This is a genomic window from Arthrobacter sp. DMZ02-1R (assembly GCF_057747935.1).
The window spans coordinates 581,138-594,237 of record NZ_CM173230.1; the positions used below are offsets into that span (position 1 = coordinate 581,138).

General features: G+C 61.3%; 14 protein-coding genes. 11 read left to right on the plus strand and 3 right to left on the minus strand.

From position 1 onward, the window contains the following. The first annotated feature begins 19 nt into the window (after positions 1 to 19). The 11 genes from mpaC (at position 20) to AC3ANQ_RS02770 (ending at position 7,952) form a co-directional block, all read left to right on the plus strand. Positions 20 to 1,183: a daptide-type RiPP biosynthesis dehydogenase gene (gene mpaC, locus AC3ANQ_RS02720; protein WP_488303700.1), complete on the plus strand. Its 1,164-nt coding sequence runs from the start codon at positions 20 to 22 to the stop codon at positions 1,181 to 1,183. Between the two features lie 4 nt (positions 1,184 to 1,187). Continuing rightward, entirely contained in the window at positions 1,188 to 1,331 is a 144-nt protein-coding gene (locus AC3ANQ_RS02725) for a daptide-type RiPP (protein WP_268020286.1), read from the plus strand. Positions 1,332 to 1,382: 51 nt separating this feature from the next. Further along, positions 1,383 to 1,508 (plus strand): daptide-type RiPP, encoded by a 126-nt coding sequence (locus AC3ANQ_RS02730; RefSeq protein WP_265978757.1) that lies wholly within the window; start codon positions 1,383 to 1,385, stop codon positions 1,506 to 1,508. A 51-nt stretch (positions 1,509 to 1,559) separates the two neighbouring features. Beyond that, positions 1,560 to 1,697 carry a daptide-type RiPP gene (locus AC3ANQ_RS02735; RefSeq protein ID WP_265978759.1) on the plus strand — a complete coding sequence of 46 codons (138 nt, stop codon included), beginning with the start codon at positions 1,560 to 1,562 and terminating at the stop codon, positions 1,695 to 1,697. An 84-nt stretch (positions 1,698 to 1,781) separates the two neighbouring features. Further along, a complete protein-coding gene (gene mpaM / locus AC3ANQ_RS02740; protein WP_488303701.1) occupies positions 1,782 to 2,606 on the plus strand; it encodes a daptide-type RiPP biosynthesis methyltransferase in 825 nt (274 codons plus the stop codon). Further along, positions 2,594 to 3,850 (plus strand): YcaO-like family protein, encoded by a 1,257-nt coding sequence (locus AC3ANQ_RS02745; protein WP_488305242.1) that lies wholly within the window; start codon positions 2,594 to 2,596, stop codon positions 3,848 to 3,850. The genes mpaM and AC3ANQ_RS02745 overlap by 13 nt, the downstream gene beginning before the upstream one ends. Continuing rightward, on the plus strand, positions 3,847 to 5,547 hold the full coding sequence (gene mpaP / locus AC3ANQ_RS02750) for a daptide biosynthesis intramembrane metalloprotease (protein ID WP_488303702.1): 1,701 nt from the start codon (positions 3,847 to 3,849) through the stop codon (positions 5,545 to 5,547). Before AC3ANQ_RS02745 ends, mpaP begins: the two co-directional genes overlap by 4 nt. Continuing rightward, a complete protein-coding gene (locus AC3ANQ_RS02755) occupies positions 5,544 to 6,254 on the plus strand; it encodes an ABC transporter ATP-binding protein (protein WP_488303703.1) in 711 nt (236 codons plus the stop codon). Before mpaP ends, AC3ANQ_RS02755 begins: the two co-directional genes overlap by 4 nt. Beyond that, positions 6,251 to 7,000, plus strand: coding sequence for a hypothetical protein (locus AC3ANQ_RS02760; RefSeq protein ID WP_488303704.1), 750 nt, complete (start codon positions 6,251 to 6,253; stop codon positions 6,998 to 7,000). Before AC3ANQ_RS02755 ends, AC3ANQ_RS02760 begins: the two co-directional genes overlap by 4 nt. Beyond that, complete coding sequence (locus tag AC3ANQ_RS02765) at positions 7,001 to 7,714, plus strand: hypothetical protein (protein WP_488303705.1); 714 nt, start codon at positions 7,001 to 7,003, stop codon at positions 7,712 to 7,714. It begins immediately after the preceding gene. 40 nt (positions 7,715 to 7,754) lie between these two features. Continuing rightward, on the plus strand, positions 7,755 to 7,952 hold the full coding sequence (locus AC3ANQ_RS02770) for a hypothetical protein (RefSeq protein WP_488303706.1): 198 nt from the start codon (positions 7,755 to 7,757) through the stop codon (positions 7,950 to 7,952). A gap of 424 nt (positions 7,953 to 8,376) precedes the next feature. Here AC3ANQ_RS02770 and mctP read toward each other — a convergent pair whose 3' ends face one another. The 3 genes from mctP to AC3ANQ_RS02785 form a co-directional block, all read right to left on the minus strand. Further along, a complete protein-coding gene (gene mctP, locus AC3ANQ_RS02775; protein WP_488303707.1) occupies positions 8,377 to 10,074 on the minus strand; it encodes a monocarboxylate uptake permease MctP in 1,698 nt (565 codons plus the stop codon). Further along, positions 10,071 to 10,352 (minus strand): DUF3311 domain-containing protein, encoded by a 282-nt coding sequence (locus AC3ANQ_RS02780; protein ID WP_488303708.1) that lies wholly within the window; start codon positions 10,350 to 10,352, stop codon positions 10,071 to 10,073. Before AC3ANQ_RS02780 ends, mctP begins: the two co-directional genes overlap by 4 nt. A gap of 217 nt (positions 10,353 to 10,569) precedes the next feature. Next, on the minus strand, positions 10,570 to 13,071 hold the full coding sequence (locus AC3ANQ_RS02785; protein ID WP_488303709.1) for an alkaline phosphatase family protein: 2,502 nt from the start codon (positions 13,069 to 13,071) through the stop codon (positions 10,570 to 10,572). Positions 13,072 to 13,100: the final 29 nt, after the last annotated feature.

Here is a 13,100-nt window from a genome sequence, read left to right on the forward strand (position 1 = left end):
CGTCATTGTCGATGGGGGGATGCCTGCAAACTACCTCGGCACACTGATTCGTGGACGGGCCGGACTCGTGGTGGACAGCGCGCTCACCGAGCACCGAGATCGACTCTTGGATGGCGGTCTCAGCGGAGCGCCCGTCTTGGAACTCGACGCGCGACCCGTATCATTCGCGACCCTGACGGTTGTTGCCGACTTCACTCGAGCACACGGTCTCGAGACCGTTGTGGCACTCGGCGGCGGCTCCGTCCTTGACGCGGTGAAACTTTCTGCCCTGTTCTTCGCCGATCCGTGCTTCGCTGAATTTGCAGCCCGCCATGCCAAGCGATCGGGCCTCGTCGTCATGCCTTTCGGGACCGAACCAAACGAGCGCCCTAGAACCATCCTGATGCCGTCCACTGTGGGGACCGGCGCCGAAGTCAGCGCTGTAGCGTGCCTGGACACCGACGTCGGACGCCACCTGATCGCCTCACCCCACCTGTCGGGTGACCTAGCGGTGCTCGACGCCGCGCATTTCGCGAGCCTCCCCCGGACCCTTGTGTTCGAAGGGCTGCTCGAAGCGTTTCTCCGGGTGGCCGGAACGATGATCGGCAGCAGCCGGAGCACTTTCGACGACGACGCCCTCTCGCTTTTAGCGCGGATCGTGCGGCTGGGGCATCGCTTGCAGCACGAAGATTCCGCCGAGCTGCGGCTTGTTGCGGCCCGGCTCAGCATGGAAACCCACACCGGATGGTCGCTCATGGCTCGCAACCCTTACGGGGCGAAGCACTGGTATGTCGCGAACGAATTGGCATACCTGACAGGTGAGAGAAAGATGACCGCAACTGCCACCGTCATCGGGCCGATATGGGACGAGATCGAGAGCGGCGCGACGGCCTGGGGCAACCCTCATCGTTTGTCCGAACTATGGTCCGTGGTGGCAGAAGTTGACCCTTCGCTCGGCCGCTCTGCCGCCTCCGGCATCAGGGAGTTGCTGCAGCAATGGGGCGTCCAAGGGCTCGATGACCTGAGCGAACAAACCGCCGTGAAAACAGCCAAATTGGCGGTCGGCCGCTGGGGTGGGGTGCTTCCCATGCTGCGCGGCATTGACCCCGCACAAATCCAGCAAGTTCTCCTGACCTCAGTCAAGAAACAGCCAGTCTTGCCAGGCCCATTGGGCGACCAACGAGCGGCAAGGGAGAGGGGGTGAGCATATGAACAACACCGTCGCGCCAAGGCTTCTGGACCTCGAAATCCAGGAGCTGGAAAGCATCGAAGTTCCGGACGACTGGAGCGAACGTATCCACGGAATCACCGTAGGGCTTGCTTTGGTCGGAATCGCCGTCACCATCACGTGATGAGCAGCCGGCCGGAAGACCAGTCAATCGACACAGGGGGAGGTGAAAGCGATGCAGGAACAGCTCAATATCTCAATCCAGGAAATTGAGTCCATGGATACACCGGACTTCAACAATTGGTTCATTGGCGTGTCCCAAGGGGTGGCTATCGGCATCATTGCCGTCAGCATCACCTAGGCGGAAGCACGGCCGACTGTCCAAGAAACAAGACGATCGAGAGGAGGGGCAATGATCGCAACATCAAACCTTCAGCTGACCATTGAAGAACTGGAGAACCTCGATACACCTGACGACACACCGTGGTACATCCGCGTTGGAGACGTCATCATTATCGCCGGCATCGTCGTCGGCATCGCAGCGACCTAGCCAGTACGCGCGGGTGGTGAAGCACTAGCGTTCGCCACCCGCGTGTACTCCCCTCCCACGTCTGACTCCCGAGAGTACGAGTTGATGAGAACCGCAACTGACAAGACTGCTGATGACATCCTGCGCGCCATTGGCCACGAGGGTCCTCCCGAGGATCTGTACGGCATTGAAGGGTCCCGTCTTTACGACAGGCTCACTTCCGATGATCTGTCCGAGCTTCCCGAGATTCTGGGCGCCGTACGGAAAACAGCCGGACCCATCCTCGAGTTAGCCGCGGGGTCCGGCAGGATTACCCGGGCGCTCCTGGCTCTGGGGCGTCCCCTGACAGCCGTTGACTCTTCGCCGGAAATGCTGGAAATGCTCAGGCAAAGGGCTGCGACCTGGTCCTTTAATCCTCGGGGCGTCGCCGTGGAGCTCGTCGAGGCGGACATGTCCCAGCTGCCTGTTGGCGGCAACTACGGCTGCATCGTACTGGGTGCCAGCTCAGTGACCCTTCTGACTCATGACCAGCGACGAGCGCTCTTCTGCCGGGTCCGCGATTCCCTGGCCCCTGAAGGCCGCTTTGTGCTCACAGTCCTCGACGCCGACTTATCTGACCAGTCGCCAGACGATCACGAGGGCTCGATTACTGGATTCTCGGTGCTCGACGCCAACTCCATCCTCTTCAATATTGAGCGCCGGGACCCGGATGGCGGAGCAAGGCACGTGACCATGATCAAGATCGATTTCGATGAGGGAAAGTCATACCGAACGGCCGCCTATGTCAGCGATGTGGCTTACGTCCGGAACCAGGTCATTGAAGCCGAGCTCTCCGCTGAGGGCTTGCATGTTCTCGAAAGAGGAGCTGTCCGGATCGCCTCGCCGGTCCCTTCCCTGAACAAGGTTGAGATGTGGGTATGCGGCAAATGATGATCGACCCCGCGCGGACCTTGGATCCTTCCCTCGGCCTGGTTTCTGACGCGCAGGTCTACGTCCCGAATGAGGTTGGTCTGTGGCGCACGGTGGCGTATTTGGCCAACGCCCCGTGGGACGGGGAACATCCCAGGCTTTCTTCCGCCGTCGGAGCATTCGACGTGAACAGGCGATCCTCGGTGACCAGGGGATCCGGCGAGGCGGTAGAGCGCTTCGCGCTCGTTCCAGTGCCGGCCGATTCGGAACACCTCATCGTGACCAACCCTTGCCGCGAAAGGAGGATCGACTTCGTGGGAGCAGGCCTAGGGCACTCTTCGGCCCTTGGCCTTGAGCTCCCTTGGTACCGGGCGACAGACCTGGTTTCCGGGACTGAGTCACATGTTCCCGCCGGGGTTGTGGACTACAACCCCGGCAAATTCCCAGAAGAAGGTCTTGCTGGTCAGTTCTTCGATCCATCTCCCAACGGAGCCGCCGCCGGACCCTCGGAACACTTCGCCATGACTTCCGCCGTGGCCGAAGTCATTGGGCGTGATGCCTTCTTGTGGGCTTGGCACAACAGGACACAGCTCAAGAAAATCATGATGGAAGACTTGCCAGCAGAACTGTCCGGTAATCCGGACACTTGCAGTCTCACGCGGCTCTTCAGAACCGCCCTCGACTCCGGCATCGACGCCAATCTTGCTTTTGTCCCGAACGACGGCGGGCCATTGGAAATCGCGGTCAGCGTCATCATCGGCGACACGAAGCATGGACAGTTCGGTGCAGTCGGAATCAAGGCTTCCGCAGACCCAATTTCGGCATTGAAGGGCGCCCTCCAGGAAGGGCTTCAAATCCGTGAACTCTTGTTGTCCAGATCGCCATCCCCGGTGACATGCCACGCAGCGGTGACAAACGACGAGTCGAGAGCGGACTTCTGGATGACTCGCCCAGCAATCGATGAACTTCGCGGATGGGTGCAGTCGTTCTCGAAGTCGCCACTGCCTCGTGCTCAACCCCAACCCGACGTGGACGATTTGGTGCAGCATCTGGCTCGGAGAGGAATCACTTCGCACTGGGTAAGCCTCACTCACAGGCTTCCTGCGGCGATACAAGAACTCGGCTGGGAAGCAGGCAAGGCAATCTGTCCGGGTGCGTTCCCACTCACCATGGACGAATCCAAGCGACTGTCCTTGGCGCCGGACAGCTTTGACGGCCCGCCACGTCGGAACGCCTTCGCTTCAACACCACATCCGTTGATATGAGCCCCTACAGGAACGACGACACGGTGACACGACCTTCTCACGCTCGAACTACGATTCAATGGCCTGCACAGCTGGCTACAACCGCGTCCATTGATGAGCCCCTGCGGGCTGGCGGGCCATGGATCGTGGCTCTGAGCGGCGTGCCCAAAGCCAGGGTCTCTGCGGACGTGGCCAATCTGCTCAGAGTTTTGGACGGCAAGAAGGAACCTGCGCAAGTGGCTCATCACCTTGGCAGTCCATGGACTACTGAGGACGTCATCGGGGTCGCCCGCCAGTTGGTCCACACGGGTGTCTTCGATGTGACGGCAAACCAGGCGGAAACTCGGCGAGTCCAGTTCCGTGCGCCCCTCACCGTGCAGGTTACGTTGTTCAACCCCGCGCCGCTCCTCAACTTCTTCCGACCGGCAGTTGCCGCCATGGCCCGTCCCGGATTCATCGCTGCGGCGGCTGTTCTCGTCGTCAGCGGCATCATCGGCGCTTTCATGGCGGGCCCAAACGTTTGGCGAGTACTGGCAACCCCACTTCCCTTGGAGGCCTATCTTTACGTCGCCACCGCGATGTTCGCGTCCACTTTGCTGCACGAGCTCGGTCATGGAATGGCGCTCGTCTACTTCGGTGGCACGCCCAGACGCATCGGAATCATGCTCTTTTATCTAGCCCCGGCGTTCTTTTGCGACGTGACGGACGGCTGGCGACTCAGTTCGCCCAAACAAAGGGTGCTGGTCGCATTGGCCGGCCCCTTCGTTCACCTCGGCCTTGGGAGCATTGCGCTGGTGTTCCAGGGCATTCTTCCGGCGATGTCCCTTAAAGACGCCGCCATCCTCTACGGAATCATTTGCTACGCAATAGCCGTCTTGAACCTCTTTCCGTTCATCAAGCTGGATGGCTACGTGGCGTTGATGTCAGCGGTGGATATTCCGCACCTACGTCGAAAATCCATCGCCGCATTGTCAAACGTGGTCAGCTCCAGGTTCCTTGGCTCACGTATCAATACGGGCAGCCAAGGTCTCCTAGCATGGTTCGGCCTTGCGAGCTTCGTGTCAGGCATCGCCTTCATGGTCATTGGTTTCCAAAGATTTGCGCCAATCGTCCTGCAACTCGGATACGCGGGACACATAGTGGTCCTCGTCGTCCTCGTTCTCTTGCTTGTGTTGGCCCTCAAGGGAATCATCCGGTTTTTTCATTCGGCCTCAAAGAGCGGCAGCCCGACGTGGCGGCGGATTGGTTGCTTGCTCCTCGGAACCGCTGTCGCGGCAGGACTTCTCATCGTGATTCCGACCAGGTCCGTCGTCGTGGCCGGTTACACCTACATCAACGGAGAACTAAAGATCGTGACCCCCATCGAATCGCCCGCTCAAGCGATCGCCCCGGGAGACAGAGTGACTTTGAAGTCCCAAGGAATGGTGGTTCATGAAGAACTGGCACAAGCCACCATCGGCACAGAACCGCCGTCGAACTCGATTGCACCTGTGGAAACCATCGTCCCGGTGACGTTTCCGGGCACGAATGTCCCTGTGCGTGCATACCCGGGACGCCTTGAAGGTTCGGTCTCCCTTCCGGTCTCGGGACGAGCCGAGGTGACGAGCCAGAGGGAGATGCGGCTGGGGGAGTGGCTCTGGGATGCCGCCTCGAATTCTCCGCTATGGCCAGGGAACTTCGGACAAGCCACCAAAGTCTCGACGGAAGGGCAACAGTGAAAATCCATGCCAGCTTTGACGGGTTCAGCAAGAAACGAGGCACAAGTTTCGCCGTCGAAGACTTGACGTTCGATGTACCGGCAGGGCGAATCGTGGGACTGATAGGACCCAATGGCGCCGGAAAGAGCACGGCCCTGGCTGGCTTGACCGGCCTGTTGGAGGCGACGTCCGGGCGTGCCACGGTCTTTGGAACTGACTACCGGACGCTGCACAGACCCGTCACTAAAGTAGGGGTAAACCTGGACGGAATGGACGTCGAGCCTGGGCTCACCGGCCGGCGTCACCTGCAGATCTGTCGGCTTGCTGCCGGGACTCCGCCCGAGAGTGTCGATCGGGTCCTGGAACTGGTTGATTTGACCGCCCAAGCGAACAAGAAGGTCCGGGACTACTCCCTCGGGATGAGACAGCGTCTGGGCATCGCCTCGGCAATCATCGGTGGCCCCAAGCTCCTGGTCCTCGACGAACCGGCCAACGGGCTCGACCCGGATGGCATTCAATGGCTGCGATCGTTCCTCAGGGACTTCGCCAGGTCCGGGGGAAGCGTGCTGATCTCCAGCCACCAGCTGACGGAGCTGGAACAGATAGCCGACGACGTGGTCATCCTGAAGCAGCGAATGTTGTTCCGCGGGTCCCTTGAGAACGCCACTGCAGTTGGTGGCGGGAACCTGGAAGCCGCATATTTCCGGATTCTGGAGGGAGCCCGATGAACTACGAAGTCCATGCGGCTTTCGCCGGCGGGCTCCGGTCCGAGCTGCTGAGATACTTCAGCGGTTACTCCGTCCTCGGCATCCTGGCCTTCAGCGGGCTGGTGCCTTGGTTCGTGGCTAATTTCCTCGGCTGGCCCAATCATGCGGACAAGCTTTCATCGGCCCAAAACGTCGAGACGTTTTGGGCACTCGCCACGACGATCGCAATCGTTGCCACTTTCGCAGGAAGCTACCTCGTAACCCGGGAAGCCTACTTCGGGACTCTTCGACGAAGCGTTGCTATCTCCGGGATGATTCAGCTTGTGAGGACCAAGTACGCAGCCTCCCTGGTTGTCGGTCTTTTCACGGCAGCTTCAGGCCTGGCTCTCTGGAGCGGCAGCACCGCGCTCGCCGTGCCCCCGGAAGTGCGCACTGAACTTGTGGAAGGCGCCTCCTGGCAAGCTTTGCTCGGCGTCGTCGTCGCCTCAGTTGTCGGGTGCTTGTGGGGTTGTTCACTCGGCTGGATCATCAGGCACTACTACGCAACCACGATCGCCACCATGCTGATTCCCCTCGCTTTGGAACTCCCGCTGATGGCGAACTTTCCTCAAATCGCCCGATGGCTGCCGTCGGGAGCATTGGCAGGGATCGCAAACCTGCCGATTGAGGGCCTGTTCGGACCGCTCCACGCATGCATCGTCTCTCTGGGATGGCTGATTGCCGGAGGAACAGGCGTGATGTGGGTGCTGCGGAGAAGGGGGGTCTAGTTGGACAACTATGCACCTGCCTTCCTATCTGACATGCGGCGCCCCTGGCTGTGGAAAGGATCAGCCGTCTGCGCGTTGCTTGTGGCTGCTCTGATCGGTTCACTTGTGGTGGCCGCGGCAATCGGTTCCAAAGAAGGCGGGCAGGCGATGACAGGCGTAGATCGAACTCTCCTGGAAGCCGGCTTGTCGCTGATGCTTACCGCAGCGGCCGTGGTGGGTTCCTTCTCATTCACGTCGGACTTTGACACGAGATCGTTTCATCGACGCATCTTGATGTTCCAGCGTGGAGCGGCATTCACCGGGCGGGCGGCCTCCATCACAGTCGCTGCCCTCGTGACGGGCACAATCGTAGGCGTGCTTTTCGGGCTATCAGGGGAACTAGCGGCAAACCTGTGGCATGTCAGCGCCCCCGCCGTGCTGGCCTTCGCCGCGATGGCCGGAATCGGTTCGCTCTGGGGTTTCGCGATCGGTTCCCTCATCCGCAACCATTTCCTGAGCCTCTTTGTTGTACCCCTGAGCCTTGTTCTTCCGGCAGCTCTCGCCAGTCGGCTGGGACAATTCGCCGATCTTCTCTTCCCGAACCTGGTCACGGAATGGGTGAACCAATGGGCGTTGGGAAGCGCGAAGCTCGATTCCTTCGCAGGCGCAGTTATCTGGCTTGCCTGCTCACTCGGCGGGGCATATTGGGTGTTTTCAAAGCGCGACCTGACTTAACCATTTACCGTACCATTTACCGTTCATTAGGGAATTTATTGTGAAGCGTAACCCGGCCATTTGGCTTCTACTCGCTCTTATTTTTGGTTTCTACTCCATCTACATCTTTTCCTCCACACCCGGGGACTCATTGTGGGCCATCGTTTCCGGAGTGGTCCTCGTAGCCGCTTCACTGGCTTCGCTTTGGAAATTCCTGCGCGATGTCAAGGCATCAAAGAACCACAGAAGCGGCGAGTGACGCCTGTGGCCCGCTGCAGAAAGCCCTCCCCGATATCCCGCCCGATCCTCCGCAGCCGCTCCGCTGACAACACCGGATCCTTCGACGAGTCCTGATCCGTGTAGTCCGCCAGGGCGTAGACATGCGAGAGCGACATGTCGGACCACCGTTCCTTCGGCAGCAGCGAGCGGCCTGCGACGGCGATGATCGGCCAGGGGCCCGATCGGCGTGCGACGGCGGCAGGCAGCTTTCCGGCGAGGGTCTGCTCGAGGTCCGCGACGCTCGCGACCCCGGCGCCCGCCGTCGTAACCTTCCGCTGTGACCCGGCGCCCGCCGTCGTAACCTTCCGCTGTGACCCGGCGCCCGCCGTCGTAACCTTCCGCTGTGACCCGGCGCCCGCCGTCGTAACCTTCCACCGTGACCCCGGCGTCCGCCGTCGGGGGTTTCAGAACGCGGGCCCTCCCGTTTCGCCCAATGGGTACTCGCGTTGGAGTTCGGCCACCTTGGGATCGTCCTCGTCTGCGCCGTAGTCCGAGTTTCGGGTGATGTCCTTTCCATCAGGGAGCTTCATCGCGCGGAAGGCCAGGGACAGGACTGCAGCAACGATGAGGTTGATCGCGAACGCCACCACGGCGATGTAGACCTGAACATTGGTCCCGGGGATGGCCGCGATGGAGCCGCCGAAGTTGGCCTTCGTGACCGGATTGACCACGTTGTATGCCGCGATAGTGCCGTAGATGATTCCGGCGGCCCAACCTGCGAAGAGCGCCCAGCGGTGGAACCACCTGGTGTAGAGCCCTGCCACGATCGCCGGGAAGGTCTGCAGGATCCAGATACCACCGAGGAGCTGCATGTTGATGGCGGCCGACTGGTCCATCGCGATGACGAAGATCAGCGCCCCGAATTTCACCACGAGCGAGGCGATTTTGGAGACCTTCGCTTCCTGCCGCGGGTCGGCGTCGGGCCTGATCAGGTCACGGTAGATATTGCGCGTAAACAGGTTGGCGGCAGCGATTGACATGATGGCGGCCGGGACCAAGGCGCCGATCGCGATAGCCGCCAAAGCGATCCCTGCAAACCACGCGGGGAAGTTGTCCAGGAACAACTGCGGAACCACCAGTTGCGGGTTGACGGCACCGTTCAGGTCAATCGGCTTGGTTCCCGCGGAGATGGCCGCGTAGCCGAGGAGGGCAAGGAAACCCAGCATCAGCGAGTACAGCGGGAGCACCGCGGCATTCTTGCGGATCGTGTTCCTGCTCTTGGTCGCCAAGACCCCGGTGATTGAGTGCGGGTACATGAACAGGGCCAGCGCAGAGCCAAGCGCCAGTGTCCAGTAGGCCGAGTAGCTGGCCGCGCCCGGGATGAAGACGCCGGTTGGTTTGCCTGTGGCCGGGCTGATGGCGTCGAGTTTCGTCTGGGCTGCACCGAAGATGTTGTCCCAGCCTCCGAACTTGATCGGCAGGTAGATCACCGCGACGATGACCGCCAGATAGATCAGGAGATCCTTCACGACGGCGATCAGCGCCGGGGCGCGAAGGCCCGAAGTGTAGGTGTAGGCGGCCAGGACCACGAAAGCGATGATCAGCGGCAAGTCAGTCAGCAACACATTCTCCGCGCTGCCGAGGCCCAGCACCGTGAGCACGGCCTTGATGCCAACCAATTGCAGCGCGATGTACGGCATGGTCGCCACGATGCCGGTGAGGGCCACAGCAACCGTCAGCGCCCTGCTGCCGTAGCGCCCGCCAACGAAGTCCGCCGGAGTGATGAAACCATGCCTGTGCGAGACCGACCACAACCGGCTCATCAGCAGGAACACGATCGGGTACAGCACGATCGTGTATGGCACCGCGAAGAAACCGCTCACAGCGCCGGTGGCCCACATTGCTGCCGGGACGGCCACGAACGTGTAGGCCGTGTAGAGGTCCCCACCGAGAAGGAACCAGGTCACCCAGGTTCCAAACCCGCGGCCACCGAGGCCCCACTCATCGAGGCTGTGCAACCCCGTCTCTTTGCCCGAGCGCCAGCGTGCAGCGAAGAAGCCCAATACCGCCACCAGGATAAAGAGGACGACGACGACCGTGAGCGCGACCCCGTTGACGGGCCTGTCCGCTGTGGTCGCCAGCGGCACCGCGAGCCCGCTCATTGTTCCTGCTCCCCAGCGCGTGCGCCCCGAGCGTCCTCGCGGCGGCGGCGGTCCTCTTTGGCTAGTATCCGGTAGGCGATGCCAATCATGCCTGCGGTGATCGGAACCCAGAGCATTTGGTACCAGTAGAAGAACGGCATACCGGCAAACCGCGGCTTGTCGATCGAGTACAGGGGGACGAACAGCGGGACCAGAATGGAGATGGTTAGCAAGATTCCGGCAACAACATATGGGCCGGGCCTTGCCGGCCCCCTGGTTGGCACATCGGGAGTTGACATGGACGCCTCCTCATCGAGACGGCCCCCGGAGCGGGAAGGGCTTCCCTGGACGTGCCGGCGGCCTGGGGGCCGCGAATATAACGGTCCACCAACAGAATAGATTCTGGATTAATTCTCCGACAGTGGAAGTGCGCCCCGTTTTTGCGGCGATGCCAGCACTAGAACAGCAGAGGGCGGCCACCGATGCCGGTGACCGCCCCTGCCAAACTGGATTTGTTTAGCCGTCAGTATCCTTCGCGGCCGTCTGGCCGCTGGAACCAGAGCCTGAGCCTGAACCGATCACGCTGTGCTGGGGTTCGGGCATTTTCGAGTCAGTACCGTTTACTGACTGCCAGATGGCCTTGTTGTAGAGCTGCTCATCGATCTTGTCTTCGGTAGCGGTGTCCTGGGTGGCTACCTGTGGGGCCATCGGAGCGTTTGCCCCGTTGACGGTGGTCATGTCGTAGCTGGGCTTGACCGCGGTGTACGGCGTATTATCCGGCTTGGCCGTGAACGACGCGTTCATGGGAGTAGCGAATGCATCGAACTGGGTCAACGGGCCGATGCCGGCGATCAGGCCAATGGTGCGCACCATTGAAGCCGTGCTGTAGAAGGTTGAATCGACTTTCCCGGTCTGGGTGTAGGGGCTGATGGCCAGCGCCAAGGTGCGGTGCGCATCCACGTGATCCGGTCCATTCTGCGCATCATCCTCGGTGACGAAGATGGCAGTGTCCTTCCAAGCGGAGGAGTGGGACACGGTGTCCACCAGCTTGCCGAGCGCGTAGTCGTTATCTGCGACGTATGCCTTCGGCGTGGGAGCGCCAACACGGGTGGCCTGGGTGTGGTCATTGGGCAGCCGGACGAACTGGACCGTGGGAACAGTTCCGGACGCCACTTGGGACTGGAAGTCCTTGGCCCATTCCTCAACACGCGGAGTACTGCAGTTAGGCTTCAGCGGTGCGAACGACCCCGCGGAATCAGGGCAGTTCAGGTCGTAGCCGTGGTAGCTGTGGTCGGTCTGCGCATCCAGGACAGGGTCTGCCGCGTTGAACGTGCCGGCGTTGTTTGAAACGTAGAAGCCGTAGTTCCGGAAGCTGACGCCTGCCTTGGCCAGCCGCTGCCAGACATACGTGTTGTCAGGCTGCTGGGCCGCGATTTCCGGGGCGTTTCCTTCGCTGGGATACGGTGCCTTGCGGCCCGAGTAGTTGGCTGGCCACATCTGCTCGGCGTAGGGGTTCGAGTTGGCTGAGGCCACCCAGTTCCAACCGTTGGCGCTAACTTCAGCATCGGCGTAGAAGTTGTCAATCGTGGTGAACTTCTTGGACAGGGCCCTCATGTTCGGGGCAGACTCGTCGCCGAAGAGATTCAGCGAGGGATCGCCGTTGCCCTTGCCGAGGCTGCCGAGCACCTGGTCATAGGTGCGGTTTTCCTTGACCACGTAGATCACGTGTTTGAGGGGGCTCTCTTGACCGGGTTGGCGCGGGATGATGTTGCCCCCGGCGGTATCCGGGCGGTTGTTGTTTTTGACCTGCTCGGTGGCCTTCTGCAGTTGGCCGCCTTCGGGAACGCTGAAGCTGCTCAAGGTGCCTGCGATCATGGATCCGCTGTACTGGTTTTCGGCGGTGGGGGCAGTTGACTCAGGGTTCGGGTGGCCGGCGCCGTTGTTCGGCCCGGCGCCAAGCCCCTTCGCATTGGTCACGTGCAGGGTCCCGCCGCTGAAAGCCAATGAACTCGGGTACCAGCCGACAGGCACCACGCCGGCAACCGCGTTGTGGGCAAGGTCGACGACGGCGACGTCGTTGTTACCGGAGTTGCTCACGAAGAGGCGGTGCCCGGCTTCGTCCAGGGCCAACCCTGTGGGATTGGTTCCCACCGGCGCGCCCTTTTCAGGCGCGACGCTGATACTCGAGCTTGTGCCGGCGGCGGTATCGACCACCGAGATGGTGTCGTCATCGCCATTGGCGACGTAGAGCGTACGTCCGTCCTTCGAGAGGACGGACTTGTTGGGGTGGAGACCCACGGTGACGGTGCGGGAAACCTTCGGTTCTGAGCCTGAGATGTCCAACGCGGAGAGGTCGGACGCGCCCTGGTTGGTGACGAACGCCGTCGTACCGTCTGGCGAAACGGCAACTGAAAGTGGCCGGTGACCGGCCGGCGTCGTCGAAACGGTGCCAGTGGCGAGGTCGACGACGGACACGGCGTCGGCCAGCTGATCTGCAACTACGAGCCGCTTACCGTCGGGCGTGATCGCCAATCCGGCCGGGAAGAGGTTCAGTGCCTTGCCCGCGGGGGTCGTGGTGGGCAGCTGGATAGGCGCGCCTTCCGCCAGCTTGCCGCCGGAGTAGCTGTAGGTGCGGATTTTGGAGTTCGCAGCCGCGCTGGCGTAAAGCTTGGTGCCGCCAGGACTCCAGGCCAAGCCCATGTAGAGCGATTCGGGAGACTTGTAGGAGATGGTCTGGTCTACCTCGTGATCCGCAAGATCGACGAGTTGCAGGGACTGGGTACCTTGACCGTTGTTGGTGACGGCGAGCCTCTTGCCGTCGGGGGAGATGGCGGAGTTCAGCGGGAGGTCTCCGAGTGAGGTCTGCTGTCCAGTTGGCGTAACGCGCATGCCCACTGGCGTGACCGCTGTTCCGTCCTCGTGAGGGCCGGCGAACGTGGAAACCGCCGCAAAGGCAGCTCCGCCGACCAGCACACAAGACAATGTTCCGATGATGACCGGGATTGTTTTGAATTTCATGATCCCAAAGCTAGGAGCCTTGAAACACG

Bases quoted from the DNA above. Each gene is read 5' to 3' on its own strand.
- mpaC (WP_488303700.1), top strand. From the start codon at position 20: ATGCCTGCAAACTACCTCGGCACACTGATTCGTGGACGGGCCGGACTC.
- AC3ANQ_RS02725 (WP_268020286.1), top strand. From the start codon at position 1,188: ATGAACAACACCGTCGCGCCAAGGCTTCTGGACCTCGAAATCCAGGAG.
- AC3ANQ_RS02730 (WP_265978757.1), top strand. From the start codon at position 1,383: ATGCAGGAACAGCTCAATATCTCAATCCAGGAAATTGAGTCCATGGAT.
- AC3ANQ_RS02735 (WP_265978759.1), top strand. From the start codon at position 1,560: ATGATCGCAACATCAAACCTTCAGCTGACCATTGAAGAACTGGAGAAC.
- mpaM (WP_488303701.1), top strand. From the start codon at position 1,782: ATGAGAACCGCAACTGACAAGACTGCTGATGACATCCTGCGCGCCATT.
- AC3ANQ_RS02745 (WP_488305242.1), top strand. From the start codon at position 2,594: ATGCGGCAAATGATGATCGACCCCGCGCGGACCTTGGATCCTTCCCTC.
- mpaP (WP_488303702.1), top strand. From the start codon at position 3,847: ATGAGCCCCTACAGGAACGACGACACGGTGACACGACCTTCTCACGCT.
- AC3ANQ_RS02760 (WP_488303704.1), top strand. From the start codon at position 6,251: ATGAACTACGAAGTCCATGCGGCTTTCGCCGGCGGGCTCCGGTCCGAG.
- mctP (WP_488303707.1), bottom strand. From the start codon at position 10,074: ATGAGCGGGCTCGCGGTGCCGCTGGCGACCACAGCGGACAGGCCCGTC.
- AC3ANQ_RS02780 (WP_488303708.1), bottom strand. From the start codon at position 10,352: ATGTCAACTCCCGATGTGCCAACCAGGGGGCCGGCAAGGCCCGGCCCA.
- AC3ANQ_RS02785 (WP_488303709.1), bottom strand. From the start codon at position 13,071: ATGAAATTCAAAACAATCCCGGTCATCATCGGAACATTGTCTTGTGTG.